The sequence below is a fragment of the Streptomyces sparsus genome, assembly GCF_054776295.1.
On sequence record NZ_BAAHCA010000014.1, the window covers coordinates 1 to 26,560 of the forward strand.

Below are 26,560 nucleotides of genomic sequence, written 5' to 3' on the forward strand. Positions count from 1 at the left end.
CCAGCCGGGTCCGGCCGGGCGCCGGCGAACGCGTCGAGGACCGCGCCCCGGTCGATCCGGCCCTGCTCACCGTCTCCGTCGACGCGCTCGTCGCAGGGCGCGAGGGGCGGCAGGCATGACACCCGCGGACGGAACGCCGGTGCGCGTCGGGGTGTTCGGGCTGCTCGGCTCCGGCAACCTCGGCAACGACGGCTCACTCGAAGCCGTGCTCGGTTACCTCCGGCGCGAGCAGCCGGAGGCGGTCGTGGACGCGCTGTGCGGCGGACCCGAGGTCGTCACGGCCCGGTACGGCATTCCCGCGACGCGGCTGCACTGGTACCGCGGGGAGTACCGGACCGCGTCACGTGCGGGCGCGATCGCGGCGAAGGCCCTGGGCAAGCTCGTCGACGCCTTCCGCACCGCGGCCTGGGTGCGCCGGCACGACGTGGTGATCGTGCCGGGCATGGGCGTGCTGGAGGCCACGCTGCCGCTGCGGCCCTGGGGCTTCCCCTACTCCCTGTTCCTGCTCTGCGCGACCGGCCGGCTGTTCCGCACCCGGGTCGCGCTCGTCAGCGTCGGTGCCGCCGCCATCGGCAACCGGCCGACCCGGACCCTGGTGCGCTGGTCGGCGCGGCTCGCCGCCTACCGTTCGTACCGGGACGCCCTGTCCCGCGACGCGATGCGGGCGATGGGCGTGGACACCGCGCGCGACGAGGTCTACCCCGACCTCGCCTTCGCCCTGCCGACGCCTCCGGCGAGCACTCCCCCGCGCCCGCGCCCGGAAGGACTGCCGGGCCCCGCAGAGGGGCTGCCGGACCCGGTCTGCGTCGGTGTCATGGACTTCCACGGCGGCGACGACGACCGCTCCCGGGCCGAGCAGATCCACCGGCGCTACCTCGACGGCGTCACCCGCTTCGTCCGCGCGCTGGTCGAGGACGGCAGACCGGTCCGGCTGGTCACCGGCGACGGGGCCGACGAGGCGGTGGTCGCCGCGGTGCTCGACGCCGTGGACTCGCCGCTGGTCACCGCCGCCGAGGCGGCCTCGCTGGCCGACCTGATGGAGGAGATGACGGCTGCCGGCACCGTCGTGGCGACCCGGCACCACAACCTGGTCTGCGCGCTGAAGGTCGGCACGCCGACGCTCGCACTGAGCTACGCGGCGAAGAGCGACGCGCTCATGGCGCAGATGGGCCTGAACGCCTACTGCCACCCGGCGCGCGAGGTCGACGTCAACCTGCTGCTCACGCAGTTCCGGGAGCTGGAGCAGCGATCGGCGGAACTGCGGCGGACGCTCACCGAGCGGAACCGGGCCGCCGCCCGACGCCTGGAGGACCAGTTCACCGCCCTGTCAGCCGCCCTCTTTCCGGCGCCCGGCCACGCCCACTCCTTGCGGGAGACCCCATGAACACGACCGGAACCCAACCGACTGCCATGAAGGCCACCGAGGTCCCGGCGATCGCCGGCGCCTACCTGTTCGAACCCACCCCCTACGCCGACGAACGCGGGTTCTTCTGCCGCACCTTCGACGCCGACGTGGTCCGCTCGGTGGGCCTCGACCCGGACGCCTTCGTCCAGGACAGCCTGTCCCGCTCGGTCCGCGGTGTGCTGCGCGGCCTGCACCTGCGCTCCGGCGCCGGCGAGGCCAAGCTCGTGCGGTGCTCGTACGGGAGGGTCTTCGACGTCGTCGTGGACCTGCGGACCGACTCGCCGACCTACCGCAACCGGGCCTTCTTCGAACTGTCCGACGAGACGCAGACGACCCTCTACGTCCCGGCGGGGTGCGCACACGGTTTCCAGGCCCTGACCGATACCGCCGACGTCTCGTACCGGATCGACCGCGCGCACGATCCGGCCGAGGACGTGACGATCGCCTTCGACGACCCGGAGCTCGCCATCCCCTGGCCCTTGCCGGCCACCTTGATGTCCGAGCGGGACCGGGAGGCACCGAGCCTCTCCGACGCCCTGCGGCAGAAGGAGAGTTGAGGCCGCGTGGACACCTCGCGGAACACCGAGGAGAACGGTTCGGAGCTGCCGCTCCCCCGCTCCCGGGCGGCGAACGAGCGGCTGCACGCCATGATCCCCGGAGGCGCGCACACCTACGCCAAGGGCGACGACCAGTACCCGGAGAACCTGGCCCCGGTCATCAGCCACGGCCGAGGTGCCCACGTGTGGGACGTCGACGGCAACCGCTACGTCGAGTACGGCTCCGGCCTGCGGTCGGTCAGCCTCGGCCACGCCCACCCCCGCGTGCTGGCAGCCGTCCGGCACCAACTCGACCGTGGCAGCAACTTCGTGCGCCCGTCCGTCGTGGAGGTCGAGGCAGCGGAACGCTTCCTGGCGACGGTGCCGACCGCCGAGATGGTGAAGTTCGCGAAGAACGGCTCCGACGCCACCACCGCCGCGGTACGCCTCGCCCGCGCCGCCACCGGGCGCCCGCGTGTGGCCCTCTGCGCCGACCACCCGTTCTTCTCCACCGACGACTGGTTCATCGGCACCACGCCGATGTCCGCCGGTGTTCCGGAGTCGACCAACGAGCTGACCGTGACGTTCCCCTACGGCGACCTGGCCGCCACGGAGGAGGTACTCACCCGGCACCGGGGCGAGATCGCCTGCCTGATCCTCGAACCCGCCACCCACACCGAGCCCCCGCCCGGATACCTCGCCGGACTGCGGGAGCTGGCCACCCGGCACGGCTGCGTGCTGGTCTTCGACGAGATGATCACCGGGTTCCGCTGGTCCGAGGCGGGCGCCCAGGGCCTGTACGGCGTCACACCCGACCTCTCCACGTTCGGCAAGGCACTGGGCAACGGCTTCGCCGTCGCCGCGCTCGCCGGGCGCCGCGAGCTGATGGAACAGGGCGGCCTGCGCTACTCGGGAGACCGGGTGTTCCTGCTCTCCACCACCCACGGCGCGGAGACGCACTCCCTGGCAGCCGCGACGGCCGTCCTCACCACCTACGTCGAGGAGGGCGTCACCGCGCGACTGCACACCCTGGGCGAACGGCTGGCCGCCGGCGTCCGCGAGGCCGCCGCCGCCATGGGCGTCGCCGACCACGTCGTCGTCCGGGGCCGGGCCAGCAACCTGGTCTTCGCCACCCTCGACGAGAACCTGCAGCCGTCCCAGGCGTACCGCACCCTGTTCCTGCGCCGGCTCCTCACCGGCGGGGTGCTGGCCCCGTCGTTCGTGGTGAGCAGCGCACTCGACGAGGCCGACATCGATCACACCGTCGACGTGGTGGCCGACGCCTGCGCGGTGTACCGCAAGGCCCTGGACGCCGCCGACCCCACGCCGTGGATGGGCGGACGAGCGGTGAAGCCCGCCTTCCGTCGCCGGGCGTGACGTGGTGGGACGTCAAAAGTGCTTACTTGGCCGGGGGTTGGACGTCAGGCCGCCCAGTCGCCCGGTCGACCAGCCACGCGGTCGCCGGCACCACCGCCAGCGCGGTGCACCAGCCGCCGAGCGCGTCGGTCGGGTAGTGCGCGCCCAGGGCGACCTGCGCCCACCCCATGACGCCGCCGGCCACCAGCCCCGAGGCGAGCACGAGCGACGTTCCGGCCGCCCTGCCGAGACCGAGCCGGCCGGCCGCGAGCAGCGCCACGACGAGGGCGAGCGCTGCGAGAAAGGCGGTGTGCCCGCTCGGATAGGACAGGTGACCGTCGTGGATGGTGCGCCCCACCAGCGGCTTGACCAGCTTCGTCACCCCCACGGCAACGCCGGTGCCGACGACGACGAGCACCGCCGCCCGAGGACTCCGAAGCAGCAGGCACCCCGCCACGGCGGCCACGACCAACGCCGCCGCGCCCACCGGTTCCCCGAGGAAGTCCACAGCCAGCGCGACGCCCCGCCACGGCTCCCCCACGCCGTGCACCACCGCCCACACCCACGCGTCCACCGAGCCCGGTTCGCTGTCACCGGCGTACAGCACCCCGATCCCGGCGACCACCAATGCGGCGAGGCCCGACGCCAGCCCAAACCACGCGTGCAGGGCGGGGGGCAGCGACGCCGCCGGCCGACCGGCCACATGTCCACCGTGGGCGGGCGGTTGCGCTCGCCCTGCCGAGAGCGGGACGCGGCTCAACGGACCCACTTCCCGAGGTCCGCGAGCAGCTCGTCCAGCACCGCTTCCTCCTCGACCCGTACACCCCGCTCGGCAAGAGCCTCAGCCAGAGCCGGGTCCCCGGGAGTAGCGGCGGGTGGACCCGTCAGGCACGGCGTTTCGGCCAGCACGCTCACCGCCTCCCGGTAGTGGTCGGCCGTGTAGCGCCACGGCCGCCAAGGGACGCTGCCCGCCAGCGCCACGGCAATGCGCAACACACCGCCCCGATCGAAGTCGCCATGGTAGAGAAACCCGACTCCCCACGCGGACAGACCGCGCAAGAGGGTGAGCGCGGCGGGGGGACTCAGTAGCGTTCCTCGACCGTGCGGTCGTCGGTGTGCAGCAGGTAGTCGTCCGGGTCGAGGTCCATGGCCTTACGAGCGGGCGACTCCCAGTACATGGCGTTGCGCTCGGCGAACGTGTCGGGGCCGTCGTACGAGATCAGCCAGACGAAGTGGTTCCGCTCGCGGTCGACCCACGCTCCCCCGATGGTGAACCCCAACTCCAGGCGCAACGGGACGATCTCCTGGCGCCACCGCTCGACCCACTCGTCCACCAGGCCTTCTCGGACGGTGTACGTGCGGAGCTGCGTGGTCCTGGGCATGGGGACGTTCCTTCCGGGACGAAGCCCTGAGTCGGCACGCGGATCACGTGGGAGCGTGCCGGGTCGGCTGCTGCCGTCGAACTCCGGATGGCAGCGATCATTCCGTCAGTGAGCGCGGACCGGGCGCCGCCGGCTCAGAGCGGAGGACGCACTCCGCCCACACCGTCTTGCCGGGGCCGAGGCGGTCGCGTACGCCCCAGTCGGCGGCGAGCGCGTCGACGAGCAGCAGGCCGCGGCCACCGTCCTCGTCCGGGCCTGGCGCCAGCCGCGCCGGCCGGGCGGGGTGCGTGTCCGTCACCTCGACACGGAGCACGCCCCGGCTCTCGTCACGGGACAGGGACAGGGCGAAGTCCCGTCCCGGCACACGGCCGTGGAGGACGGCGTTCGCCGCGAGCTCGGCCACCACCAGCACGACGGTGTCGTGCGCCTCGGTTCCGTGCGGATGCCCCCACGCGGTGAGTTGGTGCGCGGCGAGCAGTCGGGCGAGGCGCGCACCGCGCCGGGTGGCGGAGAAGCGCTGCGCGAACGTGTCGGCGGGAGTGGGGGTGTGCACGCGTGGGGCTGACATGACGATCACCCTGTCCGGAGAGGGGAGACCGTCGGCAGGTCCGGCGCTGATACAGATCACGCTGTACTGGTTGACTCGCTGGACCGGGTCGGTCGCCGTGCGTGACGATGGGTGTGTCGTGCGTGGCGCAGCGCGCGCGGCACACGGTACGGCAAGCGTCCGGGCCCGGCACGGGTACGGCCCGGCGGCACAGGGGAAGGCGGCTGCGATGGCGACGGGCAACGGCGGCGGGGCGGGCGGGAGCGCCGGGCAGGGCGGGGGCGGAGGCGGCAACTGTGAGCCCGAGCTGTCGGACAGTCTGAAGACCTTCGGCGCGGTGCTCAAGGCACTGAGAGAGGAAGCCGGCCTGACCCAGGAGCAGTTCGCGCCGTTGGTGCGGTATTCGGTCGCCTACATCGCCAAGATCGAACAGGGCAAGCGCTTCCCGCCGCGGGACCTGCTGGACCGGTCCGAGGAGGCACTGGGGGCGGTCGCGGGGCGGGTGCTGGGTGCGGCGGCGAGGAGCCTCACGCGAAAGGCGGGACTGGCGTCGTGGTTCCGGCAGTGGGCGGGGATCGAGGAGGACGCGATCTCGCTGTACGCGTACGAGTGCCGAGCGATCCCGGGGCTGTTGCAGCCTGAGCCGTACATTCGTGCTCTCTTCGATCGGCACATTCCTCCGCTCACCGAGGAGCAGTCCGAGCGGCAGGTAGCGGCGCGGTTGGCCCGACAGGAACTTCTCGCCGATCGCCCCAACACGACCTTCAGTTTCGTCATTGAGCAAGCGCTGTTGGACCGCCATCTGGCAGGTGCCGAGGTCACGTACGCGCTGCTCAGCACCCTCCTGGATGCGGGCCGTCTCCGCAACGTGGAGATCCAGGTCATGCCCCTGCTCCAAGAGGACCACTCCGGCTCCGAGGGCGAGATGTACCTTGCGGAGACACCCGATCACCGCTGGGTCGGCTACGTTGAGGGCCACGGGACCAGCATGCTCATCAGTGACCCGAAATCGGTAAGTCACATGCTGCAGCGCTATGGCAGGATGCGTTCGCAGGCTCTGAGTCATCACGCCACGGCGAGCCTGCTGGAGCAGATGCGAGGAGCGCTATGAGCACCAGCGAGCTGGTCTGGTTCAAGAGCAGCTACAGCGGCGGGGGTGGCGACAACTGCGTTGAGGTCGCCATGCGGGCCAACGTCGTCCTTGTCCGCGACTCGAAGGACACCGAGCGGCCGTCCCTGGCTGTCTCCCGCGACGCCTGGTCGGCGTTCACGACGCTGGCCGCCGACTCACGCGTGTGACCCACCGGTGGGGCAGCCCTTCGCTGCCCCACCGAACACGTCGCGCCTGCTCCACGTCCGACGCCTTCTGTTTCGTCGCGGCCTTGCGACCACGCACCTTCCGCACTCTCGACTCGCCGTCGTACTCGCCGTACCACTCCCTGCCCTAGCGGAGGCGAAGGGCTGGCCCGCATAAGAACGTGAGCATGTAGTCGCCCCATGGCACACCAAGCCGACGGGCGAGCGGTGCAGGAGGACCTACCCTGCCCAGATTTCCGGCCCTTGCCTGACAACGACGAGCCCGTACTCGCGGTCGGAGGGCCAAAGATCCAGCTGATACAGGAAGTGGTCACCGGGACGTCCGTCAGTGCCGACCGGTGGTGGTCCGGCCGGGACGTAAGAGACCCGAGCGCGTAGCAATCCAGCGGGAACAGTCAGGCTCGGCCCGTCGGCAGGATCGGTCCCTGGGCTGGACATGGTGAGCTGACCGGTTGGCACGTCAAGTTCGGTCTCCACGATGTGCTCGGCCGCCGGGTCAGTCGTCGGCGCGGAAGCGTGAACAGTGATCAGTGACTCGACGATGCCGTCCCGAGCTGTGCCGACAGAGATCGAGTGCGGTTCAACACCGATGCGGTGGACGTAGACCGCTTCGTCCGTCCAGCCCGCGGGCGCCAGGTCCGGGTCCATCGCGTGCTCGGCGAGCCACGCGTCATAGGGATCAAGGTCTTGGACGTAGAACTGCCCATGATCGGCGTCGATCATGAATCTCAGCGAAGCGTCAGCCACTGGCGCAGACTATCGAAGCCGATGGGTGCTTCTGAGGCAGGGGCGCTCCCACTGTCAGCCCAGGTCAGACAAGACCAGGCTGTCACCGAACCCCACCTCGATCGCTCAGCCGACCACACGTTCCAGAGCGGTGCCAGACGGCACAACCCTTGGCTAGCAGCGGAACAATCCGCTTGAAGTTCCAGCCCTCCCGCGTTTCAACCGTGACGGAAACAACGCGTGCGTGACATCACCGCCCGCCCAGCTCCAGCGTCGTCGAGCTCGCAAGCGGTTGAGCTGAGCGGGCGAAAGGCTCAACGCCGGTCCGGAGGCGTGCATATCGGGTACCAGAAGCTCGGCCGATGCGCCTGTGGGCGGTGCACCGGCCACCACGTCGTCGGGGAGCAACCGGGCGAGCAGCCCGCGCCTGCCGACGACGGCGGTCACCGCCCGCCCGGCTCGGGGAGGATGCGGCAGAGTCCGGCGGGGGCGAACGGGCGGCTGCGCCACTCACGCGGGTATCCGAGCGACACCTCGCGGTGCGGCACCCCGTCGCACTCGATGGTGCGCGGAATGTGCAGATGCCCGTAGACGACGGCGGTCGCGCGGTACCGCACGTGCCAGTCGGCCGTGGCCTCCGTGCCGCACCACAGCGCGAACTCCGGGTAGTGCAGGATGCGGGTGGGCTCACGCACCAGCGGGAAGTGGTTGACGAGCACGGTGGGCAGAGCGGGGTCGAGCCGGTCCAGTCGCGAGCGGGTGTAGGCCAGTCGTTCCTGGCACCACGCCTCGCGGCTGGGGTACGGGTCCGGGTGCAGGAAGTACTCGTCGGTGGCGATCACGCCCGCGTCGTGGGCGACGCTGAGCGCCCCTTCCTTGCCGTACGTGCCTTCGGGCCGGAACGTGTAGTCGTAGAGCACGAACAGCGGCGCGACCACGGCCGGCCCGCCAGGGCCCTGCCACACCGGGTAGGGGTCCTCGGGCGTGACCACTCCGAGACCGCGCAGGGTCTGGACCAGGTGCAGGTAGCGTTCTTCGCCCCGGAGTTGGACCGGGTCGTTCGGCGGTGTCCACAGTTCGTGGTTGCCGGGAGTCCAGATGACCTTGGCGAAGCGGTCGTTCAGGGTGCTGAGCGCCCAGACGACGTCCTCGAAGGTCTCGGCGACGTCTCCGGCGACCACCAGCCAGTCGTCGTCCGACTCCGGTCGCAGACCCTCGACGATGTCACGGTTCTCGGCGTAGCGAACGTGGAGGTCGCTGATGGCGAACAGGCTCACCTCAGCGTCCTCGTCGCCTCGTGGTGGCCGGGCTGTCCGTCGTCGTACACGCCGCTTCCCCGTCCGTCTTCCCTCGGCACGCTGCCCTGTGCATGTCGTGTCCCGGCGCTCCGCCTCGCGACGCGGAGCGACACACGGCCTCCCACTCTACGTGCCCCGAACCCGGCGGCCCGGGCCGCCTGGCACCCTGGTCGACGAGGGCTGCGACGCGGGACCGCCCGGCGCCGGCGGAGTGCCCCGCTGAGGTGCGGCGCTCCCGGAACGTGCCCCGGGCGGGCCCGGACCTCCACTCCCGCGTTCAGGCCACCGCACGGAGCAGGACGGCGTTCCCCTGGTTCTCCTGCTCCGTGCGGTCGGACCCGCTTCCCGGCCCGTGGTCCCCGACGGACCGGGGGCCCGGGGAGTTCGGCGCCCCTGGGGAACTCGCTAGGTCGAGTGACCCGCGACGCCGAGCGTCAGGCTCAGGGGCGCCAGCCGTCAGGCTTGCTGCCCTGTCGCACCTGGGTGGTACCGCTGCACAGCCCGTTGTCCGACGGCTGCCAGATGTTGATCACGTCGACGTCGTTCGCCCACGTGCCTCCATTGGGGTGGGCGTAGGCCCCGAGGTTCACGGCGGTGTTCCGCGGGATGCAGATGTACCGGTCGGGGGACGGGCCGGTGTCGAGCAGCCAGACGGAGTCGTCGTTGCGCGTGTTGACCACCGCGTCCGTGACGTTCCGGTAGGCGCTCGGCATGGACTGGTAGCCCGGGTCCTGGTACCGGCCCCAGATGGAGCCGGACGTGTAGGACCCCTTGTACAGGCAGACGTTCGGGTACTTGCAGCCGTGCATGCTGGCGGCCTGCGCAGGCGAGGCGGCCAGGGGCAGCGCGGCAGCGGCGACACCCACGGCGAACAGAGATGCGGTGAGTCTGGTCTTCAGCGACATCGAGCTTCCCATTCCTGCAGACGGTAGGTTCCGGGACGCCGCGCCGGACATCCACCCGGTCACCAGGACCGCACGGTGCATGCCAGGACTGCTGCCCCCCACCACACAGGTCCGGCCTCGACCTCCCCGGGCTCGTGAAGACCCGCTGCGGGGAGGCTGCCGGATCGTCGACGACCATCCGTCGATCACACCTGTGCAGCCGAGGCCGGTGTCGGCCTCGGTCATGGACCCTAGGGTCATCGAGGGCTCGGAAATGTGTCGCTCGTGCAGGGAACTTTGCCAGTGGCGCTGAACCGTCGGCTCGCCCTCCGAGAGGGCGAACTCCCAGCGGAGAACTGCCCGTCAGAGCCGTTGCACAGCGGGTGGGAGTCCTCCAGACTGATGCCGGGAACCGTCCTGTCGAGGGGGGCTTGTGCGGCGACGAGCCGAGGTGGTGCCGGGCCGACCGCACGGCCTGTGCCGGCAGAGGACTGCCCCGTGAGCCCGACCCTGGACACCGCGTTCATACCGCCGCGGGACCGGGAGGAAGTGATCCGGCACGCGGTGTGGGAATCCGTGGTGGTGGTCGACATCGACCACCGTGCTCCGGCCGAGGACATCTCCGCGCGGATGCAGATAAGCACCGTCGGCCCTCTGAGGATCTGTTCCGCCCGTGCGAGCGCGGCCACTCTCCGCCGGACCGAGCATCTGGTCCGGAAGGACGAGGAGCCGTCCCTCTTCCTCAGCCTGCAGGTGGCGGGCACCAGCATGGGAGCACAGAACGGTCGCCAATGCGTGCTGCATCCGGGCGAGTTCGCCGTCTTCCAGTCGAACGCTCCCTACACGCTTCTCTTCGAGGAGGGAGTCGACCACCACTTCTTACGCTTCCCCCTCGCGGCACTCGCCCTGCCCGACCGGGTCCTGCGGGACACCACCACGGTCACACTGGGATCCGGCAACCCACTTGCACGTCTCGCCTACCACTACTTCTCCCAACTGGCCGTCAGCGAGGAGGTACACCGGAGCGTGCACGCCGAGTCCGTCGTGGATCCCAGCGTCGAACTGCTCCGCGCCGTCCTGGTCTCCCAACGTGGCGACCCCGGTCCGGCCAAGGCGTCGCTGGAGGCGACACTCAGCCTGCGGATCACTCACTACATCCGGGAGCATCTGGCTGATCCCGGCCTGTCGGCGGCACAGATCGCCTCAGCTCACGGCATCTCCGTACGACACCTCTACGCGGTGCTGTCCCATTCCGGCATCAGCCTCGGCGACTGGATTCGCGCGCGCCGCCTGGCCGAATGCAAGCGCGAACTCGCCGGTCCGAAGGGGCGGTTGAGGAGCATCGCGGCGATAGGGCGGGGCTGGGGCTTCGTGAACGCGGCCCACTTCAGCAAGGTGTTCAAGCACGCGTACGGCGTTTCTCCCCGGGCCTGGCGCGACCAGAACCACCGCCGCTCCTCCGCGTGACGACTCCGCGCGTCACGCCCACCGTCTCCGGGCCACACGGCCGCCACGTCGCTTCCGGGACGTGCGCCGACCGGAACCGGCGGCCCTGCGCTCCCTCATCAACCGACCTCGCACCCGCTGTACCGCGGCACCCGTAGTACCGCGAGTGCTGCGGGGGCGCTGCTGGGGGACGGCGACGACGTGCACGTCCACGGGCACCAGCCGGGGACCTGACCCTCCCCCGCCCCGGCCGGTCGGTACGCGCGGCAGGCCACCCGTGTCCGGGGCACCGGCCGCTCCTGACGCCCAGGCCATGCGGCGCACCCGAGCCGATCGGCCCTCTTCGAGCAGGCCGATCGGCCTGCTCGGAGGGGCCGATCGGCCCCTCCGGTCCGGTCGGTTTCCAGCCACGATGGTGAGCACAGTTCCCCTTGCGCCACGCTTGCTGAGGAGACCCATGCTTTCGCCCGAGTCGGCCACCGTCGTCCGCACCACCCTGCCTGCCGTCGGCGGAGCCCTGGACGAGATCACCGAGCGGTTCTACGGCACCATGTTCGCCGAACAGCCCGAGCTGCTCGACGGGTTGTTCAACCGCGGCAACCAGGCCAGCGGGGGCCAGAGCCGTGCTCTGGCCGGTTCCATCGCGGCCTTCGCACAGGCACTGCTCGCCGACCCCGACGCCCGACCGGACGCGCTGCTGTCCCGGATAGCCCACAAGCACGCCGCACTCGGTGTCACCGAGGACCAGTACACGGTCGTCCACAAGTACCTCTTCCGTGCCATCGCCGACGTACTCGGCGACGCGGTCACACCGGAGGTGGCCGCCGCGTGGGACGAGGTGTACTGGCTGATGGCCGGCGCCCTGATCGCGATGGAGGCCCGCCTCTACCAGGAGTCCCAGGTCGACCCCCGTCACCCGTGGCGGCAGTGGACGGTGGTGGAGCGGCGCGAGGAGACTCCCGACGCGGTCTCCTTCCTGCTGCGCCCGGCCGACGAGGACGCCGTGCCGGCCGCCCGCGCCGGCCAGTACGTCAGCGTCAGGGTGCTGATGGCCGACGGCGTCCACCAGGTGCGCCAGTACAGCCTGTCGGGCGCCCCCGGCGACCGGCTGCGCCGTATCACCGTGAAGCGGGTCACGAGTGCGGCCGACGCCCCCGAGGGGGAGGTCTCCAACCGGTTGCACCGCACCGTCAGGGCCGGTGACGAACTCGCCCTGTCCGCTCCGTTCGGCGACGTGGTCCTCGGCGAGGGCGACAGCCCGGTGCTGCTGGTCTCGGCCGGCATCGGCTGCACCCCGATGGTCGGCATGCTCGAACACCTCGTGGGGACCGGATCCGCCCGCCCGGTCACGGTGCTGCACGCCGACCGCTCTCCGTCCGACCACGCCCTGCGTGCGGACACCCGCCGCCTCGTCGGCCGACTGCCGGGCGCCCGGGCGGAGTTCTGGTACGAGGAGGACGCCGCCGCCGAGCCCGGCGCCCGCAGCGGCCTGATGGACCTGAAGGGGCTGGACCTTCCCGTCGACGCCGACGTCTACCTGTGCGGTGCGCTGCCCTTCATGCGGGCCGTCCGCGCCCAGTTGCTCCAGGCGGGCTTCCCGGCCCGCCGCATCCGCTACGAGGTCTTCGGCCCCGACCTGTGGCTGGCCCACACGGAAGGCTGAGCCTTCAGGTGCCCCACGCGACGAGGCCGGCCCGCCGCGAGGTCGGCCCGCACGGGCTACAGGCACCCCGGGTCGGAGAAGCCTCCGCCACCGGCCCGGGCATTCGGGAACGCCCGGGCCGGTGGACTGCGGCACGAAAGACGGAAAGAGCATAAACGGCCCCCATCTCCACGGCGTTCAGGAAACGTTAAGCAAAAGATCCCGCAGCGTAGAGCTCGTAACACGATCGTGACTGGGTCTTCTTGAGGCGTCTGTAGCAGATGAGGCTGCAGGCGAGGGAGACGAAGGCGTCGTGGAGTTCGGTGCGTTGTTCCCATCGGGCGGCGAGGCGTTTGAAGTGGTGGAGCAGGGCGAAGGTCTGCTCGACGACGCAGCGGAGCTTGCCGATGCTCTTGATGTTGGGTGATCCCTTGCGCGAGATGACAGGCAGGATCCGGCGCTCGCGCAGCGCGTTCCGGTTCGGGTTGGACTCGCAGCCCTTGTCGCCGAGCAGGGCGTCTGGTCGGCGACGAGGCCGGCCGGGGCGGCCCGCGAAGGGCGGGATGCCGTCGACCAAGGCGAGGGTCTGGGTGACGTCGTTGACGTTCGCCGCGGTCGTGATGACCTTGAGCGGGGTGCCTCGGCCGTCGCAGATCAAGTGGTGCTTGCTGCCGGTCTTGCGCCGGTCGACCGGCGACGGACCGGTGTCGGCACCCCTTTTTTCGCCCGGATGTGGGAGCCGTCCACGCAGGCCCGCGACCAGTCGAGCTCTCCGGCCGCGTTCAGCTCGGCGAGCAGGACCCGGTGCAGCCGGTCGAAGACTCCTGCCTTCTGCCACCGGTCCAGCCGGCGCCAGCACGTCTGACCCGAGCCGAAGCCCAGCTCCTGGGGGAGGAGTTGCCAGACTATGTCGTTGTAGAGGACGAACAGGATGCCCTGCAGACAGAGCCGGTCCGGCACCGGCCGAGGCACTGGAGACCGTTCCAGCCAAGGCGGCAGGAGCGGCTCGATCAGCGCCCACAAGTCGTCGTCCACGATCCACGGCCGAGTACTCACACCATCACGAACGGCCGACTCGTCACACCGGTCACGGCCAACCAGCACACTTCAACAAGATCGTGTTACGAGCTCTTACGTGATAGAGCCGAACGCTTTACAGCCCCACGCAGCCTACCTGCCACGCGAATATTCAAATGGTGACCGAATGCGAGCCGGAGGTGGCGTTCCAGACCATTCGTAAAGCTACAGTTGGTACCGCCGGGAGACGGAGCAAAAGTCGTAGCCGCCACGCATTAACGAGCGCAGGTCGTGGACATATCGATAGATCACTGCGCGGTTCTCGACCGGCATGGAAAGGGCGTCCAGTAAACTGGGCAGCTCGCTTTCCTGGGCAAGAAAGGAGTCCGTGTAGTGGCGAATTCTGGCGTGAATCAGCCGGAGGGCCTGATCGCGGGTGAGGCCGTCCTGGTGTTGCAGGACGAGCACGAAGTTGTGCTGATCGTCGGCAGCTTCCTCTTTGGTGAGGGACTGGACGTCCTGGGTGATACTGACCACACGTGTGGTCGCCACGCGCATGGTACGGAGCGGGCCGCACTCCAGCAGGTCGGCGGGGACTTCGTAGCCACCGACCCGTTCCACGGCGTCCATTTCCAGCCGGACCGCCCCGGTCAGATCGCGGAGGGCCAGGTACGCGTCGACCCCGAGAATGCGTCCCGCTCGCCGCTGTTCGCAGCGTGTGAGATAGGAGTCGAACCAGTCAGCCCAATTGCTCTTGGTACGGGTAATGAAGGAGGGGGACATACCCTGGCACCAACGGTGCCATAGGTCGGTGAATGCGGTGATGTGCGGATCGGTCGAGTTATTTGTACCCGGGGCTCGGGATGGCGCGAGGACATGAGCAAGAGAGGCGAAGAAGGATTCCGCTCGGCCCGGCTCGTGTAGGAAATCTGGGTCATCGAGTAAATCACTCCAAATCGCCCACCAGGAAACCCAGTTACCGATGAGATTCAGGCCCTCAACCGCAGCATCGGGGTAGTTCATACAGGCGAACAGAGTCATGCCGTGACGGTCATGCCGACGTAGGTCCGACTCATCGACGGCTAGACCCATCCGCTGAACCCATTCCCGACTGCATGCGGCCACTTGGTCCACAGCGGGGCTGCGGCGGGAAACGAATGGCATATCAAAGGGCCAGGTCCGAAGGCTGACAGGCATCTCCGGTTGTGTCACCCCCGTGTCGGCCTTCGGAGTGTTTTCCCGGTAGAGGGACCTAGAGATCATCTCGTTGGCCATAGGATATTTCCTTCGTCACGGAGGGCGTGGCGTACAGCTCGTGCTACCGGAGGGCGGCGAAAGTTTCGAATGATGTCCGAGTGGACCGTCCGTCGAACCGTCTGTTCCAGGGCACTCTCCATGCGGAGGAGTTGAAGGTCTGGTCACGGCTGGCGCGGACGGTCGTGAATGGAACCCGATGGCCGGTGTCAACGGCTCCCCTGAAAGACCCCGGAAAATCCTACCTCCGCGGAGGGAACCCAAGCGCCAGCCCCACTCCAAGTAACGGGCACACGCTGCACGGATGTCGCAGGCAGCGGGCGGGGAGGGCAGATCAAAGTGAGTTTCCTGGTGCATGCGTCCCTCGCCGGTTCGTCCACTGCGCCTTGAACGTAATGCGTACCTCCATGAAATCAGCACACCGGGGTGAGAAGAACCTCCTGCCAACGGCGGCACCCTGAACGTGTTGAACGCTTGTGAACTTACACACCAGCCGCGATCTTTCGTGGCGGTCAGTCGGTCTATTCGGCGGGCGTTTCGGTTGTTCGAGTCGGTGGTGGGCGCGCTGATGGCCCGGCTGTCGCGTCGGGTGGGCGCCGGGTTCCACGGCTCCGGTCGGGTGGTGCTGGTTGCAGGGACGGGAACGCGCTGGTCAGCCGGGGTTCGGGAGAGTTTCGAGTCGTGCCAGGGCGTCGGTGATGACGTCGGTCCAGGGTCAGTGGTGTGCGAATCTCAGGTGCCGGCGGCGGGCGGTGGTGGTGATCTGGGCTGCGGCGGAGAAGAGGCGGAGCCGGAGACGTCGGGGCTCCCACCTGCGGGTTTTGCCGGTCAGAGCGAGCACGGGCATTCATGCCAGCAGGTCGAGCACAAGCTGGACGATCTCCAGCCAGATCTGGTTCTGTGCGGTGTCGTGCAGGGGCAGGTTGCGCAGGCCGGTGGCCCGCGCGGCCCGGATGCGGTCCTCGGCTCGGGCTCGCTGGCGGTGCCGCAGCTCCAGTGCCGCGATCGGCATGCCGGTGGTGTTCGTGGCGAAGCAGGTCAGCCGCAGGCCGTGAGCGTCGGTGATGCTCAACTCGGCGCCGGGGTGGGTCCGTTCCATGCGGACGATCAGCCGCATCCCCTTCGGTCGGCCCTTGAGGCAGTCGCCGGTGATCTCGGCGACCCAGGCCCCGTCCCGGATCGCGCCGCCGGGCTCGACCGCTGCCCTCCAGGCCGGGGCGGGGACCTTGAGTACGGCCTGGTGAATCTGCTCGCCGGGAGCGTTCTTCGTTGGCGCGGAGCCAGGTGCGGTGGGTCTGGGTTCGGTGGCGGAGGAAGGTGGCCCGTGGGCCCGCCGCAACTGGCTCGACGCCTCCGCCGGACGGCGTCATCCCGACGAGGCCACAGCGCCGGCTGACCAGCAGGCCGACGCGCCTCATCGAGGCGTCGGACCGCACCTGGCCGGCCCGCGCCGTCCGTACCCCGCAGATGACTGCCATGCTCTGCCAGGCGTTTGCCCCCGAAAACCCAGAACTGTTGGAGTCCGGCAGCCGCGGGGAACCCTACGAGCTCGTAACACGATCTTGTGAACTTGCCCTGGTCGGGCGTGACCGATGTGAGGATTCGGCCGTTCGGGGTGTGTGAGTACACGGCCTTGGATTGTGGACGATGACTTGTGGGCTCTGATCGAGCCGTTGCTGCCGCCCTGGCCTGAGCGGTCGCCGGGGCCGCGTCCGGTGCCGGACCGGCTGTGCCTGCAGGGCATCCTGTACGTGCTGCACAACGACATCGCCTGGCAACTCCTGCCACCGGAACTGGGGTTCGGCTCTGGACAGACCTGCTGGCGCCGCTTGGTGCGCTGGCAGGAGGCCGGCGTCTTCGACCGGCTCCACCAGGTCCTGCTCGCGGAGCTGAACGCCGCCGGCGAGCTCGACTGGTCCAGGGCATGCGTGGACGGCTCCCACATCCAGGCGAAAAAGGGGGTGCCGACACCGGTCCGTCGCCGGTCGACCGGCGCAAGACGGGCAGCAAACACCACCTGATCTGCGACGGACGCGGCACCCCGCTCAAGGCCATCACCACCGCGGCCAACGTCAACACCGTCACCCAGACACTCGACCTCATCGACGGCATCCCACCCGTCGCCGGCCGCCCCGGCTGCCCCCGCAGACGTCCCGACGCCCTGCTCGGCGACAAGGGCTACGACTCCAACCGTGACGAGCTCCGCAAGCGCCGGGTCCTGCCCGTCATCTCCCGCAAGGGCTCCCCGAACATCCAAAGGCATGGGCAGGCTCCGCTGCGTCGTCGAGCAGAACTTCGCCCTGCTCCACCAGTTCAAACGACTGGCCGTCCGCTGGGAACGCCGCACCGAACTCCACGAAAACGCCTTCGTCTCCCTCGCCTGCAGTCTCATCTGCTACAGACGCCTCAAGAAGGCACAATCATCATCGTGTTACGAGCTCGTAGGAACATGAGGCGACGCACCCCATTGACGACCCTCTCCGCAGCGGCCACCTTGATGGCGAAGCCAATTCGGTTCGACCATGAAAGCTGGAATGCCCATGAGAAGAACAAGGCACTGCGTCGCCTTCGTCACGGCTGTCGCAGCCGTCGCCGCGGCGGTCCTTTTCTGGCCTGCGACGGAATCCGCGCAGGCGTTTCCCCCCTCCCCCAAGCAGACGGTGCTGAACTATCTCCGCTCCATTTCTGGGAACTCCGTGGTCTCCGGGCAGCACAACAAGGAGCCGGCTTCCGCACCCGGTCAGTACACGCAACAGGTCAAGGACGTGACCGGGCAGTACCCCGGCCTGTGGGGCGGTGACCTGATGTTCAACGCCCCTGACGTGGCCAACCGCCAGCGGGTGGTCGACCAGGCGAGGACCGAGTGGGCGAACGGCACGCTGGTCAGCCTCACCTGGCACGTCTGCCCACCGACAGGCGGAAGCACCTGCGCGTTCGAAGGCGGTGTGAAGTCGAACATCTCCGACGCCCAGTTCTCACAGATCATCACCGAGGGAAGCACGCTGAACAACGCCTGGAAGCGGCGCCTCAACGAGGTCGTCCCCTACCTCCAGCAACTCGAGAACGCAGGCGTCCCGGTCCTCTTCCGACCACTGCACGAGATGAACGAATCGTGGAACTGGTGGGGAAACCGTCCCGGCGCGAACGGCAGTGCGCGGCTCTACCAGATCACCCGTGACTACCTCGCCGAGACGAAAGGGCTGGACAATCTGATCTGGGTGTGGAACGTGCAGGACAATCCGGCGGGCGGCTGGAGCAACTACTACCCGGGAAACCAGTACGTGGATGTCGTCTCACTGGACGTCTGGTACAAAAACCACCCCAGTTCCGCCGACTACCAGCAGATGCGCAGCATTGCGGGGACAAAACCCATGGCCCTCGGGGAGATGGGGAAGATACCGGACGCCGCGCTGCTCGACAGCCAGACCAGGTGGGCGTGGTTCATGATGTGGTCCGAACAGTTGCGAGGAAACAACACGAACGCCGAGATCCAGTCGGCGTACTTCCACCCCCGGGTGCTGAACCAGGGTGAAGTGGTGCTGTCCTGACGCCGGCCCGGGAGCTGCGTGGCTGAGTCTGCCGACGGTACCCGTCGGCGCCGGCCGCGCAGCCCCCGGAGGAACCCGGCCGGATCGTCACGGTGGACGGTGTGCCCGGCGCCGTCCACCGTGCGTACGTGCCAGCCGCGGCGGCTCGGCGCCGCGGCTGGTGCCGGCGACATCCGCTCGCCGGGACCCCTGCCCTTTCGGCGCCGGGTTGGCAACGGGAGAGCAGCACGAGGTGGACCCGGGCGCGGAGTGCGGCCCGGGCCCGGACCACCGGTGCGGTGGTTCTTCACGTCAGCCGGTGGTGTCCTGCGGGGGCGCGCTGCTGCCGCGGGGCAGCAGGACGGGTGTCGCGGCGGGACCCGAGGAGGGATTGCGGCGGTGCACGACGTCGAACAGCCGACGGGTGACGTCGGCGCCGAAGCCGAAGACGTCGTGGCTCATGGCGGACAGGTTCGGATGCGTGAGCCGGCACAGCTGGGAGTCGTCCCAGGCGATCAGGCTGACGTCCTTCGGCACGCTCAGGCCCATCTCGGCGGCCACGGACAGACCCGCGACGGCCATGATGTCGTTGTCGTAGATGATCGCCGTGGGTCGCTCCCGGGAGGCGAGCAGTGACCGGGTGGCCCTTGCGCCCTGCTCCCCGGAGTAGTCGGTGGTGAGGCTGCGGGCCGGTTCCAGGCCCAGTTCCGCCACGATCGCGTCGAGTGCGGCGGTACGGATCACGGTGTGGCCGAGCGTCGGGTGACCGCCCACCCGTGCGATCCGCCGGTGCCCGAGGGCTGCGAGGTAACGCACCGCCTCGTGCACCGCGGCCTCGTCGTCGGTCCACACCGAGGTGAAGTCGCCGGTCAGGGACGGGTGGCCGACCGCGACGGCCGGCAGCCCGATCGTCGCCAGTGCGGTGATCCGGGGGTCGTCCTGCCGGATGTCGACCAGGATGGAGCCGGCGATCCGGCGGGACTGCCACCACTGGCGGTGGACGGCTATCTCCCGGTCGGTGTCCCGCACGAGGTGCAGCAGCAGCGAACACCCCTGCTCCTCCAGAACGGACTCGACCCCGGAGACGAACTCCATGTAGAAGGGCTCGAGCCCGAGCTGCCGCGCCGGGCGGGCGATGACCAGGCCGACGGTGTCCCCCGCGCCGGTAGCTGAACCCGACAGCTTGGTCGCGGCCTGGTTCGGCACCCAGCCCAACTCGACCACAGCCGCCATGATGCGCTCACGCGTGGCCTCCGACACGCCAGGCCGGTTGTTGAAGGCCAGGGACACCGCGCCGCGGGACACACCGGCCCGGGCGGCCACGTCAGTGATCGTGACGCGCCCGCGCCGGCGTGCCCTTCGCTCAATCACGGACTTCTCCGCCTCCGTTGACGCAGTACAGCGCCGCGCGGGCGGCGTCCGCATCGGGCTGTGGCCAGCCGGTGACCCGCCACGTCGTGTGCTCGCCGGGCAGGAGCGTCACCCGCCCGTGGTCGGTGCCGGCGTGCGCGTCCAGTCGGTCCGCCTGGAGCAGCAGGTCCCGTACGAGCGTGCCGGCCGTGACCGTGATCAGCGCGTCGTTCTCGCCGTCCGGGATCACACGGACCTCGTAGGACGCGGCGGGGTAGGCGAACTCCCGGTCCGGGCAGGGGAAGTGCACCGCCCGAAGGCCGTCCGCGTCGGCGACGAGGAACTCCTGGCGCACGTCGCCGAACCGGGTGACCGACTCCGGTAGCCCACCCAGCGCCACCTCCCGTTCCGCGGCCTTCAAAGCGATCTCGGCGTGCGCCAGCACCGTGCCGTCCGCGCCGATCCGGCGGACCGTCGCGGTGGTGTCCCAGACCGCCGCCCCCTGGTTGCAGCCCACGAGCACGAGTTCGCCGTCGCGGTCCTGGATCGTCAGCAGCCGGTCGGCGTAGAGCCGGCGCATCTCGAAGTAGAGGGGCTTGAGCCGGGCGTCACCGTCGATCGCCGCCCAGGAGGTGACCGGCCAGCAGTCGTTGAGCTGCCACAGGACGGTGCCCGCGCAGCGGGGCCAGTGGGAGCGCCAGTGCTCGACGCCTGCGGCGACGGCCCGCGCCTGGTTGAGCTGGGTCAGGTAGTGCCAGGTGTCGAAGTCGGCCGGTTCCGTGAAGTGCGGGGCGAGCCCCCGGTTCAGCTTGTCGTTGCCGTCCTCCGCCTTCTGGTGGTGCAGCATGCCGGGAGAGTCGGCGGTCAACGGCCTTTCGGAAAGGGCTCGTTCGAGTGTGGCGAGAGCCGGCGGCGCCTGCCAGCCGAACTCGGCGACGAAGCGCGGCACGGTGGCGAGGTAGTCGCTGTAGTCACGGCGGTTCCACACTTCCCAGGAGTGCGCGGTGCCGTGGTCGGGGTCGTTGGGTGTGTGGTCCCACGATCCCGACCAGGGGCTGCCCGCCCAGTACGGGCGGGTCGGGTCCGTCTGCGCCACGACGCGCGGCAGCAGACCGAGGTAGTAGCCCTCCCCCCAGGAGTCGCCGGCAAGGGCCTGCTCCCACTCCCAGTCGGCGAAGCCCCACAGGTTCTCGTTGTTCCCGTTCCACAGGACCAGCGACGGGTGGGGCATCAGCCGGACCACGTTCTCCCTCGCCTCGGCCTCGATCTCGGAGCGCAGCGGCTGCTCCTCCGGGTAGGCGGCGCAGGCGAACAGGAAGTCCTGCCAGACCATCAGGCCCAGTTCGTCGCACGTGTCGTAGAAGGCCCGGTCCTCGTAGATCCCGCCACCCCACACCCGCACCAGGTCCACGCCCGCGTCGGCGGCCTGGGTGAGCCTGGCGCGGTAGCGGTCGGGGGTGACGCGGCTGGGGAAGACGTCGTCGGGTATCCAGTTCACGCCTCGGGCGAAGACGGCGGTGCCGTTGACCAGCAGGGTGAAGGCGCTGCCGTGCTCGTCCGCGGACGTGTCGAGTTCGATCGTGCGGAAGCCGACGCGTCGCTCCCACGTGTCCAGCGCCTGGCCGCCGTCGCCCTCGCTCAGAACGACTGTGCAGCCGTACAGCGGCTGGTCACCGTAGCCGCGCGGCCACCACAGTGCCGCGTCCGGGACCCGTACCGTCAGCGTGGCGGTGTTCTGCCCCGGGGCGACGGTGATCTCCGTGGACGCGTCCCCGATCGCCGCCACCAGCCGCAGGGCTCGGTCACCTCCGGTCGCCGTCCGGTCCAGGTCGACGACTAGCTCGGCGACGCCGGTGCCGTCCTCGGCGACGGTGACGTGCGGACGGACCGCGGCGAGCCGGGCCGTGGACCACTGCTCGATCCGCGCCTCGCGCCACACGCCGGCCGTGACCAGCGTGGGGCCCCAGTCCCAGCCGAAGGAGCAGGCCATCTTGCGGATGTGGTTGAACGGCTCGGAGTAGGAGTTGGGCCGCTCCCCCAGCGCTGCGCGCACCGCCTCCGTCTCGACGTAGGCGGAGGTGAAGGCGACCTCGAGCGGCGCGGGCCCGTCCGTCAGCAGCTCGGTGACGTCGAACCGGTAGGAGCGGTGCATGTTGCGCGTGCGGCCCAGCAGCCGGCCGTCGACATGGACGGCCGCGACCGTGTCCAGACCGTCGAAGACCAGGTCGGCGCGTTCGAAGGCGCCGTCGTGCCGGGGCAGTTCCGTCGTGTACGTCCAATCGGCACGGCCCACCCACGCCGCCTCGTCCTCGTTGCGGTCGAGGTAGGGGTCGGCCAGCAGGCCCGCCGCCATCAGGTCGGTGTGGACGCAGCCGGGCACCCGCGCCGGCACAGCGACCCCGGCCAGCCCCGGGGGCGCTTGCTCGGGGGTGTGGCGGTCGGTGTTCAGGCGCAGCGTCCAGCCCTGGGAGAGCGGGGTGCGGACCTTCATGCGGAACTCCTCGTGAGACGTGGTGCGGGACGCGGTGCACGATGCGGTGCGGGACGCGATAGGCGGGCGGGTCACTTGCTGGAACCTGCCGCGAAGCCGTTGTAGATGAAGCGCTGCAGCGCCAGGAAGACGATCAGGGTGGGCACGATCACCAGGATCGCGCCGGCGGAGATGGTCTCCCACTGGGCGCCGAAGGGGCCCTTGAAGCGGAACAGCGCGGTGGAGATGGTGCCGAGTTCGGGGTCGGGCATGTAGAGGAAGGGCACGTAGAAGTCGTTGTAGACGGCGATGCCCTTGACGATGACGACGGTGGCGATGGCCGGCCGCAGCATCGGGAGAATGATCTTCCGGTAGATCGTCCAGGAGTTGGCGCCGTCGATGCGCGCGGCTTCGTCCACGGAGAGGGGTATCGACCGGATGAACTGCAGGAAGATGTAGATGGAGACGATGTCGGTTCCGGTGTAGAGCAGGATGGGTGCCCAGCGCGTGTTGAAGGCGCCCAGATCGTCGATCACCTGGAAGGTGGCGACTTGTGTGGTCACCCCGGGAACCAGCGTGGCCAGCAGGAAGAGGCCCACGACCACCTTCTTCAGCCGGAACCGGAACCGGTCGATGGCGTACGCGGTCATCGAGCCGATGAGCACCGTCCCGGCCGTGGAGACCACGAGGATGAGCGCCGTGTTGCCGAACGCCTGCAACATCGCGCCCTGTTCGAAGGCGGTGGCGTAGTTGGCGAAGTTGGCCCAGTCGCCGGGCAGCGACAGCGGACCGTTGTTCACTATCTCCGACCGCGTCTTGAGCGAGGTCAGCACGACGACGCCCAGCGGCACGAGGACCACGGCCGACGCCAGCAGCAGGGACAGGTACTTCAGGACGACGACGGCCCGGGACGAGACGCCGCGGTCGCGGCCCGGACGCCGGGCGGGGACGGTGATGCCTGTGGTGGTGCCGGTGGTCACGACAGTTCCACCCTCTCCTCGGGGACCAGCCGGCGCTGGACCCAGGTGATCAGCAGGATGAGGATCAGCAGCACGACGGCCGAGGCCGAGGCCAGGCCGACCTTGTCGAACTGGAAGGCGAGTTTGACCGTCTGGATGACGAACGTCTCCGTGCCGTTGGCGCCGCCGGTCATGATGTAGGGGATCTCGAAGACGGCCAGGGAGCCGGACACGGCGAGGGTGAAGCTCAGGCTGATGATGGGCTTGATGCCGGGCGCGATGATGTGCCGGAACTGCTGCCAGCGGTTCGCTCCGTCCAGTTGCGCCGCCTCGTACAGGTGCGGCGGGATCGACTGGATGGCGCCGAGGAAGAGGACCATGTTCAGCCCCATGAACCGCCACACCGACACCCCGGCGAGTGAGGGGTTGGCCAGGTCCGGGTCGCCCAGCCACAGGTGCGTGCCGTCCACGCCGATCAGGCGCAGCAGGGTGTCGAGGGTGCCGTCGGGCTGGAAGAAGTACAGGAACACGAATCCGACGGCCACCCCGTTGATCAGGTAGGGGAAGAACAACAGGCCCTTGAACAGGTTGCGGAACCGGGTGCTGAAGCTGAGGACCGTCGCGAAGTACAGGGCCAGAGCGATCTGCACGAGGGACGCCGCCAGGTAGAAGCCGCTCACGAGGAAGACCTCGAACCGGGCGGGCCGCGTGACCATGTCGGTGTAGTTCTCCACGCCCACGTAGGAGCGTTCAGGGCTGACGCCGTCCCAGTCGGTGAAGCTGTAACCGATCATGTCGGCCACCGGAAGGTAGGTGAACATCACCAGCAGCGTCAGGGGCGCCGCGAGGAAGAGCCAGGGGGTCAGGACGGCGGTACTGCGGCGCCTGCCGGTGCGGGGCCGGCCGGCGTCGGACTCGGGAGGCGGCGCACTTCGCCGGCCGACGGCTTGCGCCGCGACGCGGGTCTTCTGGACAGCGGTCATCTCGTGGTTCCTCGTGGTGGGTTCCCGGTCAGGCGTACGGAGCGCGACGGCACGGTGGGCGATGGGCGCACGGAGTCCCGGTGGGCCCGGGACGGGTCCTGCGAGCGGTGTCGCCGGGCCGTGGTGCGATCAGCCGCCGAGAGTCCGCTGTGCCTCGGACCACTTGCCGTTCAGTTCGTCGAAGTAGCTGTCCATGTCCCCGTCGGCCGCGCCGCGCGCGACATCGACGAGCTTCTGCCGGTAGTCCTGCACGGTGATCCCGATCTCCGACGCCTTGTCGATCTCGTTGACCTCGGCACGGTTCTCCTGGTGCTGTTGAATCGTGGTGACATCGTTGTCGGTGAACTCCTTCAAGGTGTCGGGCAGCGGGGTGCCCTTCACGGAGGAGATGGATCCCTCGGCGGCGGCCTGACCGGACTTGGTGATGTACCAGTCGATCCACGCGCGGGCGGCGGCCTTCTTGTCGGAGTGGACGTTGACCGCGTACTGGTAGTCGGGACGAAGGACGGAGCAGAACTTCCCGTCCTTCTGCGCGGGGAACGGCATGAACCCGATGTTGTCGGGGTTCTCGCCCGCCGCCTCCGCCGCGGCGCGCATCTGGGAGATCGCCCAGGAACCGAGCCACATCGAGGCGACCTTGCCGGTCCCGATCTGCGCCTTGGAGTCCTCCCAGTTGGTCGTGGTGGGGTCGGGTTCGATCAGCTTCCTCTCGGCGATCGTGTAGAGCAGCTTGTCGATCGTGTACAGGTCCGACCCCTCGGTCCAGGGCTTCTCGGTCGTCGCGAGCGCGTCGTGGGCACCGGGATCGCACTCCGGAGAACCGATGGCGTTCGTCCAGTTGGTCAGCGGCCAGCCGTCCTTGTAGTTCGTGTAGTACGGGACGGCGCCCGTCTTCGCCTTGATCGTCTCCAGGTCCGCGACGAACTCCCCCGGCGTGGCGGGCCAGTCGGTGATGCCGGCCTTCGTCCAGACCGCCTTGTTGTACACGAATCCGTTGGCCACACCGATGTTGGCCAGGCCGTAGACCTGACCGTCCACGGTGGCGTGGTCGGTGTAGTCGAACTTCGCCGACAGTTCGTCCGCCTCGCCCAGCGGGGCGAAGAAGGTGGGGTACTGCTCGACGGACAGGGAGTTGGGGATCAGCAGGACGTCACCGTACTTGTCGGTGTTCATCCGGATCTTGGTCTCGCCCTCGTAGTCGGTCAGACCCTCGAACTTGACCTTCACACCCGGGTACACCTTGCGGAACTCCGCGGCGTACTTCTTCAGCGTGCCGTCGGATATCTGGTCCGTCCTGTTGGTCAGCACGGTGATCTCTCCGGACACCTTCGCCGGGTCACTCGGCAGGGCGGCGATCTCGCCACGCTCCTCGCCCGCCCGGCCACTACAGGCCGTGGCCGCCACCATGATCGCAGCCACAAGAACCACACGACTTCTCCGCATCCCCGCCACCTCTCATCGCGAACCGTTGATGCCAGGCCAGGCGTGACGCCGCGGTGGGCACCGAGCCCCCGGCCTGATGAGCGCTCAACGTAGACGTAACTTCGCGGTGGTGTCCATAGACCGGTCTAGATCCATTTTGCTGATTCTCAGGCCTCTGAACTGGCCATTTACTAAACCATGACTAAATGTGCCCGGCCCGGCGACCCTGCCCGAAGGAGACGCGCGAAAGCCGTGGACAACGTTGTCAAAGTCGTGCTCACATGTGGCGGTCTCTCGACCCGGCCGCACACGTCACCCTTCGGAGAACGATCACCATGAGTAGTCGTCAACGCGCCGTCTCAGCCCCGGACGATGTCCTGATGGCTTCCCTCGACATCGGAGGGACCAAGATCGCGGGTGCGCTGGTCACCACAGCCGGCGCCCTCGTCCGCCACGTGCGCCGCGCCACCCCGGCGCAGGAATCCGCGGACACCCTCCTCGACGCCGTGTACCAGGTGGTGGACGCCCTGGCTGCCGACCCGCTGTGGCAGGACGTCCGCGCGCTGGGAATCGGCAGCGCCGGCCCGGTCGACCTGGCGCGCGGATCCGTCAGCCCCGTCAACGTCCCCGCCTGGCGCGACTTCCCGCTCGTCGAGTCCGTCAGCGCGCATCCGGCACTGGCGCACAGACCCGTCGTGTTGGCGGGCGACGCGGTGGCGATGGCCGCAGCCGAGCACCGCCACGGTGCCGCACGCGGCCACGGGGACGCACTGTGCCTGGTCGTGTCCACGGGCGTGGGCGCCGGCCTGGTTCTCGACGGCCAAGTGCGCCACGGCCTCACCGGCAACGCCGGTCACCTCGGCCACATCAGCGTCGACTTCGACGGCGAACCCTGCCCGTGCGGCGCGAGCGGTTGCCTGGAAGGCATCGCCAGCGGTCCGGCCATCACCCGGCACGCGCTCTCACTCGGCTGGCAGCCGCCTGCGACGGCGGACGCGGCGGCGGTCGCGACAGCGGCCCGAGCCTGTGACCCGGCCGC

24 protein-coding genes and 3 pseudogenes are annotated in these 26,560 nt (G+C 69.3%); 12 read left to right on the forward strand and 15 right to left on the reverse strand.

Annotated features, from left to right (window positions below):
- The 4 genes and pseudogenes from ACYVE9_RS02350 to ACYVE9_RS02365 all read left to right on the forward strand — a co-directional run.
- Positions 1-119 (forward strand): annotated as a pseudogene (locus ACYVE9_RS02350) (glycosyltransferase family 2 protein); the annotation flags it as partial.
- Complete coding sequence (locus ACYVE9_RS02355) at positions 116-1,384, forward strand: polysaccharide pyruvyl transferase family protein (RefSeq protein WP_461025996.1); 1,269 nt, start codon at positions 116-118, stop codon at positions 1,382-1,384. The pseudogene ACYVE9_RS02350 and the gene ACYVE9_RS02355, both read left to right, overlap by 4 nt.
- Before the next feature lie 26 nt (positions 1,385-1,410).
- Positions 1,411-1,962, forward strand: a complete 552-nt coding sequence (gene rfbC, locus ACYVE9_RS02360) for a dTDP-4-dehydrorhamnose 3,5-epimerase (RefSeq protein WP_461026017.1) — start codon at positions 1,411-1,413, stop codon at positions 1,960-1,962.
- Positions 1,963-1,968: 6 nt separating this feature from the next.
- The gene (locus ACYVE9_RS02365) at positions 1,969-3,318 is read left to right on the forward strand and encodes a glutamate-1-semialdehyde 2,1-aminomutase (protein WP_461025997.1); all 1,350 of its coding nucleotides are present in this window, start codon (positions 1,969-1,971) and stop codon (positions 3,316-3,318) included.
- Positions 3,319-3,340: 22 nt separating this feature from the next.
- On the opposite strand, the gene ACYVE9_RS02370 is transcribed toward ACYVE9_RS02365, so the two are convergent.
- The 4 genes from ACYVE9_RS02370 to ACYVE9_RS02385 form a co-directional block, all read right to left on the reverse strand.
- Positions 3,341-4,000 (reverse strand): phosphatase PAP2 family protein, encoded by a 660-nt coding sequence (locus ACYVE9_RS02370; protein ID WP_461025998.1) that lies wholly within the window; start codon positions 3,998-4,000, stop codon positions 3,341-3,343.
- Between the two features lie 53 nt (positions 4,001-4,053).
- Complete coding sequence (locus ACYVE9_RS02375; protein WP_461025999.1) at positions 4,054-4,356, reverse strand: DUF2399 domain-containing protein; 303 nt, start codon at positions 4,354-4,356, stop codon at positions 4,054-4,056.
- A 23-nt stretch (positions 4,357-4,379) separates the two neighbouring features.
- The gene (locus ACYVE9_RS02380) at positions 4,380-4,679 is read right to left on the reverse strand and encodes an NIPSNAP family protein (RefSeq protein ID WP_461026000.1); all 300 of its coding nucleotides are present in this window, start codon (positions 4,677-4,679) and stop codon (positions 4,380-4,382) included.
- Between the two features lie 97 nt (positions 4,680-4,776).
- Positions 4,777-5,247: an ATP-binding protein gene (locus ACYVE9_RS02385; protein ID WP_461026001.1), complete on the reverse strand. Its 471-nt coding sequence runs from the start codon at positions 5,245-5,247 to the stop codon at positions 4,777-4,779.
- 208 nt (positions 5,248-5,455) lie between these two features.
- Between ACYVE9_RS02385 and ACYVE9_RS02390 the strand changes: the two genes are divergently transcribed.
- Positions 5,456-6,337: a helix-turn-helix domain-containing protein gene (locus ACYVE9_RS02390; RefSeq protein ID WP_461026018.1), complete on the forward strand. Its 882-nt coding sequence runs from the start codon at positions 5,456-5,458 to the stop codon at positions 6,335-6,337.
- The gene (locus ACYVE9_RS02395) at positions 6,334-6,525 is read left to right on the forward strand and encodes a DUF397 domain-containing protein (RefSeq protein WP_461026002.1); all 192 of its coding nucleotides are present in this window, start codon (positions 6,334-6,336) and stop codon (positions 6,523-6,525) included. The genes ACYVE9_RS02390 and ACYVE9_RS02395 overlap by 4 nt, the downstream gene beginning before the upstream one ends.
- A 237-nt stretch (positions 6,526-6,762) precedes the next feature.
- Here ACYVE9_RS02395 and ACYVE9_RS02400 read toward each other — a convergent pair whose 3' ends face one another.
- The 3 genes from ACYVE9_RS02400 to ACYVE9_RS02410 form a co-directional block, all read right to left on the reverse strand.
- Positions 6,763-7,266 (reverse strand): hypothetical protein, encoded by a 504-nt coding sequence (locus ACYVE9_RS02400; protein WP_461026003.1) that lies wholly within the window; start codon positions 7,264-7,266, stop codon positions 6,763-6,765.
- 446 nt (positions 7,267-7,712) lie between these two features.
- Positions 7,713-8,546 (reverse strand): metallophosphoesterase family protein, encoded by an 834-nt coding sequence (locus ACYVE9_RS02405; protein WP_461026004.1) that lies wholly within the window; start codon positions 8,544-8,546, stop codon positions 7,713-7,715.
- 461 nt (positions 8,547-9,007) lie between these two features.
- Positions 9,008-9,472 (reverse strand): hypothetical protein, encoded by a 465-nt coding sequence (locus ACYVE9_RS02410; RefSeq protein WP_461026005.1) that lies wholly within the window; start codon positions 9,470-9,472, stop codon positions 9,008-9,010.
- Positions 9,473-9,949: 477 nt separating this feature from the next.
- Here ACYVE9_RS02410 and ACYVE9_RS02415 point away from each other — a divergent pair, with 477 nt between their 5' ends.
- Both ACYVE9_RS02415 and ACYVE9_RS02420 read left to right on the forward strand, forming a co-directional pair.
- Positions 9,950-10,918: an AraC-like ligand-binding domain-containing protein gene (locus ACYVE9_RS02415; RefSeq protein WP_461026006.1), complete on the forward strand. Its 969-nt coding sequence runs from the start codon at positions 9,950-9,952 to the stop codon at positions 10,916-10,918.
- A gap of 436 nt (positions 10,919-11,354) precedes the next feature.
- Complete coding sequence (locus ACYVE9_RS02420; RefSeq protein ID WP_461026007.1) at positions 11,355-12,560, forward strand: globin domain-containing protein; 1,206 nt, start codon at positions 11,355-11,357, stop codon at positions 12,558-12,560.
- Between the two features lie 187 nt (positions 12,561-12,747).
- On the opposite strand, the gene ACYVE9_RS02425 is transcribed toward ACYVE9_RS02420, so the two are convergent.
- The 3 genes and pseudogenes from ACYVE9_RS02425 to ACYVE9_RS02435 form a co-directional block, all read right to left on the reverse strand.
- A protein-coding gene (locus tag ACYVE9_RS02425; protein ID WP_461026008.1) for an IS5 family transposase occupies positions 12,748-13,595 on the reverse strand; the annotation gives its coding sequence in 2 pieces (ribosomal slippage) (positions 12,748-13,275 and positions 13,278-13,595; 846 coding nt in all).
- 186 nt (positions 13,596-13,781) lie between these two features.
- Positions 13,782-14,831 carry a terpene synthase family protein gene (locus tag ACYVE9_RS02430; protein ID WP_461026009.1) on the reverse strand — a complete coding sequence of 350 codons (1,050 nt, stop codon included), beginning with the start codon at positions 14,829-14,831 and terminating at the stop codon, positions 13,782-13,784.
- A gap of 631 nt (positions 14,832-15,462) precedes the next feature.
- Positions 15,463-16,062: pseudogene (locus ACYVE9_RS02435) on the reverse strand (transposase); the annotation flags it as partial.
- Positions 16,063-16,450: 388 nt separating this feature from the next.
- On the opposite strand from ACYVE9_RS02435, the gene ACYVE9_RS02440 reads away from it, so the two are divergent.
- The 3 genes and pseudogenes from ACYVE9_RS02440 (at position 16,451) to ACYVE9_RS02450 (ending at position 18,358) form a co-directional block, all read left to right on the forward strand.
- Positions 16,451-16,831, forward strand: coding sequence for a transposase (locus tag ACYVE9_RS02440; protein ID WP_461026010.1), 381 nt, complete (start codon positions 16,451-16,453; stop codon positions 16,829-16,831).
- Positions 16,735-17,346 (forward strand): annotated as a pseudogene (locus ACYVE9_RS02445) (transposase); the annotation flags it as partial. The gene ACYVE9_RS02440 and the pseudogene ACYVE9_RS02445, both read left to right, overlap by 97 nt.
- A 4-nt stretch (positions 17,347-17,350) precedes the next feature.
- Complete coding sequence (locus tag ACYVE9_RS02450) at positions 17,351-18,358, forward strand: glycosyl hydrolase (RefSeq protein WP_461026011.1); 1,008 nt, start codon at positions 17,351-17,353, stop codon at positions 18,356-18,358.
- Between the two features lie 291 nt (positions 18,359-18,649).
- Here ACYVE9_RS02450 and ACYVE9_RS02455 read toward each other — a convergent pair whose 3' ends face one another.
- From ACYVE9_RS02455 to ACYVE9_RS02475, 5 genes are all read right to left on the reverse strand, one after another.
- Positions 18,650-19,660: a LacI family DNA-binding transcriptional regulator gene (locus ACYVE9_RS02455; RefSeq protein ID WP_461026012.1), complete on the reverse strand. Its 1,011-nt coding sequence runs from the start codon at positions 19,658-19,660 to the stop codon at positions 18,650-18,652.
- A 40-nt stretch (positions 19,661-19,700) separates the two neighbouring features.
- The gene (locus ACYVE9_RS02460) at positions 19,701-22,178 is read right to left on the reverse strand and encodes a glycoside hydrolase family 2 protein (protein WP_461026013.1); all 2,478 of its coding nucleotides are present in this window, start codon (positions 22,176-22,178) and stop codon (positions 19,701-19,703) included.
- 71 nt (positions 22,179-22,249) lie between these two features.
- Positions 22,250-23,050: a carbohydrate ABC transporter permease gene (locus ACYVE9_RS02465; protein ID WP_461026019.1), complete on the reverse strand. Its 801-nt coding sequence runs from the start codon at positions 23,048-23,050 to the stop codon at positions 22,250-22,252.
- Positions 23,051-23,133: 83 nt separating this feature from the next.
- Positions 23,134-24,099 carry a carbohydrate ABC transporter permease gene (locus ACYVE9_RS02470; protein ID WP_461026014.1) on the reverse strand — a complete coding sequence of 322 codons (966 nt, stop codon included), beginning with the start codon at positions 24,097-24,099 and terminating at the stop codon, positions 23,134-23,136.
- A gap of 129 nt (positions 24,100-24,228) precedes the next feature.
- Complete coding sequence (locus tag ACYVE9_RS02475) at positions 24,229-25,542, reverse strand: ABC transporter substrate-binding protein (RefSeq protein ID WP_461026015.1); 1,314 nt, start codon at positions 25,540-25,542, stop codon at positions 24,229-24,231.
- A 359-nt stretch (positions 25,543-25,901) separates the two neighbouring features.
- On the opposite strand from ACYVE9_RS02475, the gene ACYVE9_RS02480 reads away from it, so the two are divergent.
- The coding region (locus tag ACYVE9_RS02480) for an ROK family protein (RefSeq protein ID WP_461026016.1) at positions 25,902-26,560 on the forward strand (659 nt) is incomplete at its 3' end.

Coding starts and splice junctions, on each gene's coding strand:
- ACYVE9_RS02355 (WP_461025996.1), top strand. CDS start 116: ATGACACCCGCGGACGGAACGCCGGTGCGCGTCGGGGTGTTCGGGCTG.
- rfbC (WP_461026017.1), top strand. CDS start 1,411: ATGAAGGCCACCGAGGTCCCGGCGATCGCCGGCGCCTACCTGTTCGAA.
- ACYVE9_RS02380 (WP_461026000.1), bottom strand. CDS start 4,679: ATGCCCAGGACCACGCAGCTCCGCACGTACACCGTCCGAGAAGGCCTG.
- ACYVE9_RS02385 (WP_461026001.1), bottom strand. CDS start 5,247: ATGTCAGCCCCACGCGTGCACACCCCCACTCCCGCCGACACGTTCGCG.
- ACYVE9_RS02390 (WP_461026018.1), top strand. CDS start 5,456: ATGGCGACGGGCAACGGCGGCGGGGCGGGCGGGAGCGCCGGGCAGGGC.
- ACYVE9_RS02395 (WP_461026002.1), top strand. CDS start 6,334: ATGAGCACCAGCGAGCTGGTCTGGTTCAAGAGCAGCTACAGCGGCGGG.
- ACYVE9_RS02400 (WP_461026003.1), bottom strand. CDS start 7,266: ATGATCGACGCCGATCATGGGCAGTTCTACGTCCAAGACCTTGATCCC.
- ACYVE9_RS02410 (WP_461026005.1), bottom strand. CDS start 9,472: ATGTCGCTGAAGACCAGACTCACCGCATCTCTGTTCGCCGTGGGTGTC.
- ACYVE9_RS02420 (WP_461026007.1), top strand. CDS start 11,355: ATGCTTTCGCCCGAGTCGGCCACCGTCGTCCGCACCACCCTGCCTGCC.
- ACYVE9_RS02430 (WP_461026009.1), bottom strand. CDS start 14,831: ATGGCCAACGAGATGATCTCTAGGTCCCTCTACCGGGAAAACACTCCG.
- ACYVE9_RS02450 (WP_461026011.1), top strand. CDS start 17,351: ATGAGAAGAACAAGGCACTGCGTCGCCTTCGTCACGGCTGTCGCAGCC.
- ACYVE9_RS02460 (WP_461026013.1), bottom strand. CDS start 22,178: ATGAAGGTCCGCACCCCGCTCTCCCAGGGCTGGACGCTGCGCCTGAAC.
- ACYVE9_RS02470 (WP_461026014.1), bottom strand. CDS start 24,099: ATGACCGCTGTCCAGAAGACCCGCGTCGCGGCGCAAGCCGTCGGCCGG.
- ACYVE9_RS02475 (WP_461026015.1), bottom strand. CDS start 25,542: ATGCGGAGAAGTCGTGTGGTTCTTGTGGCTGCGATCATGGTGGCGGCC.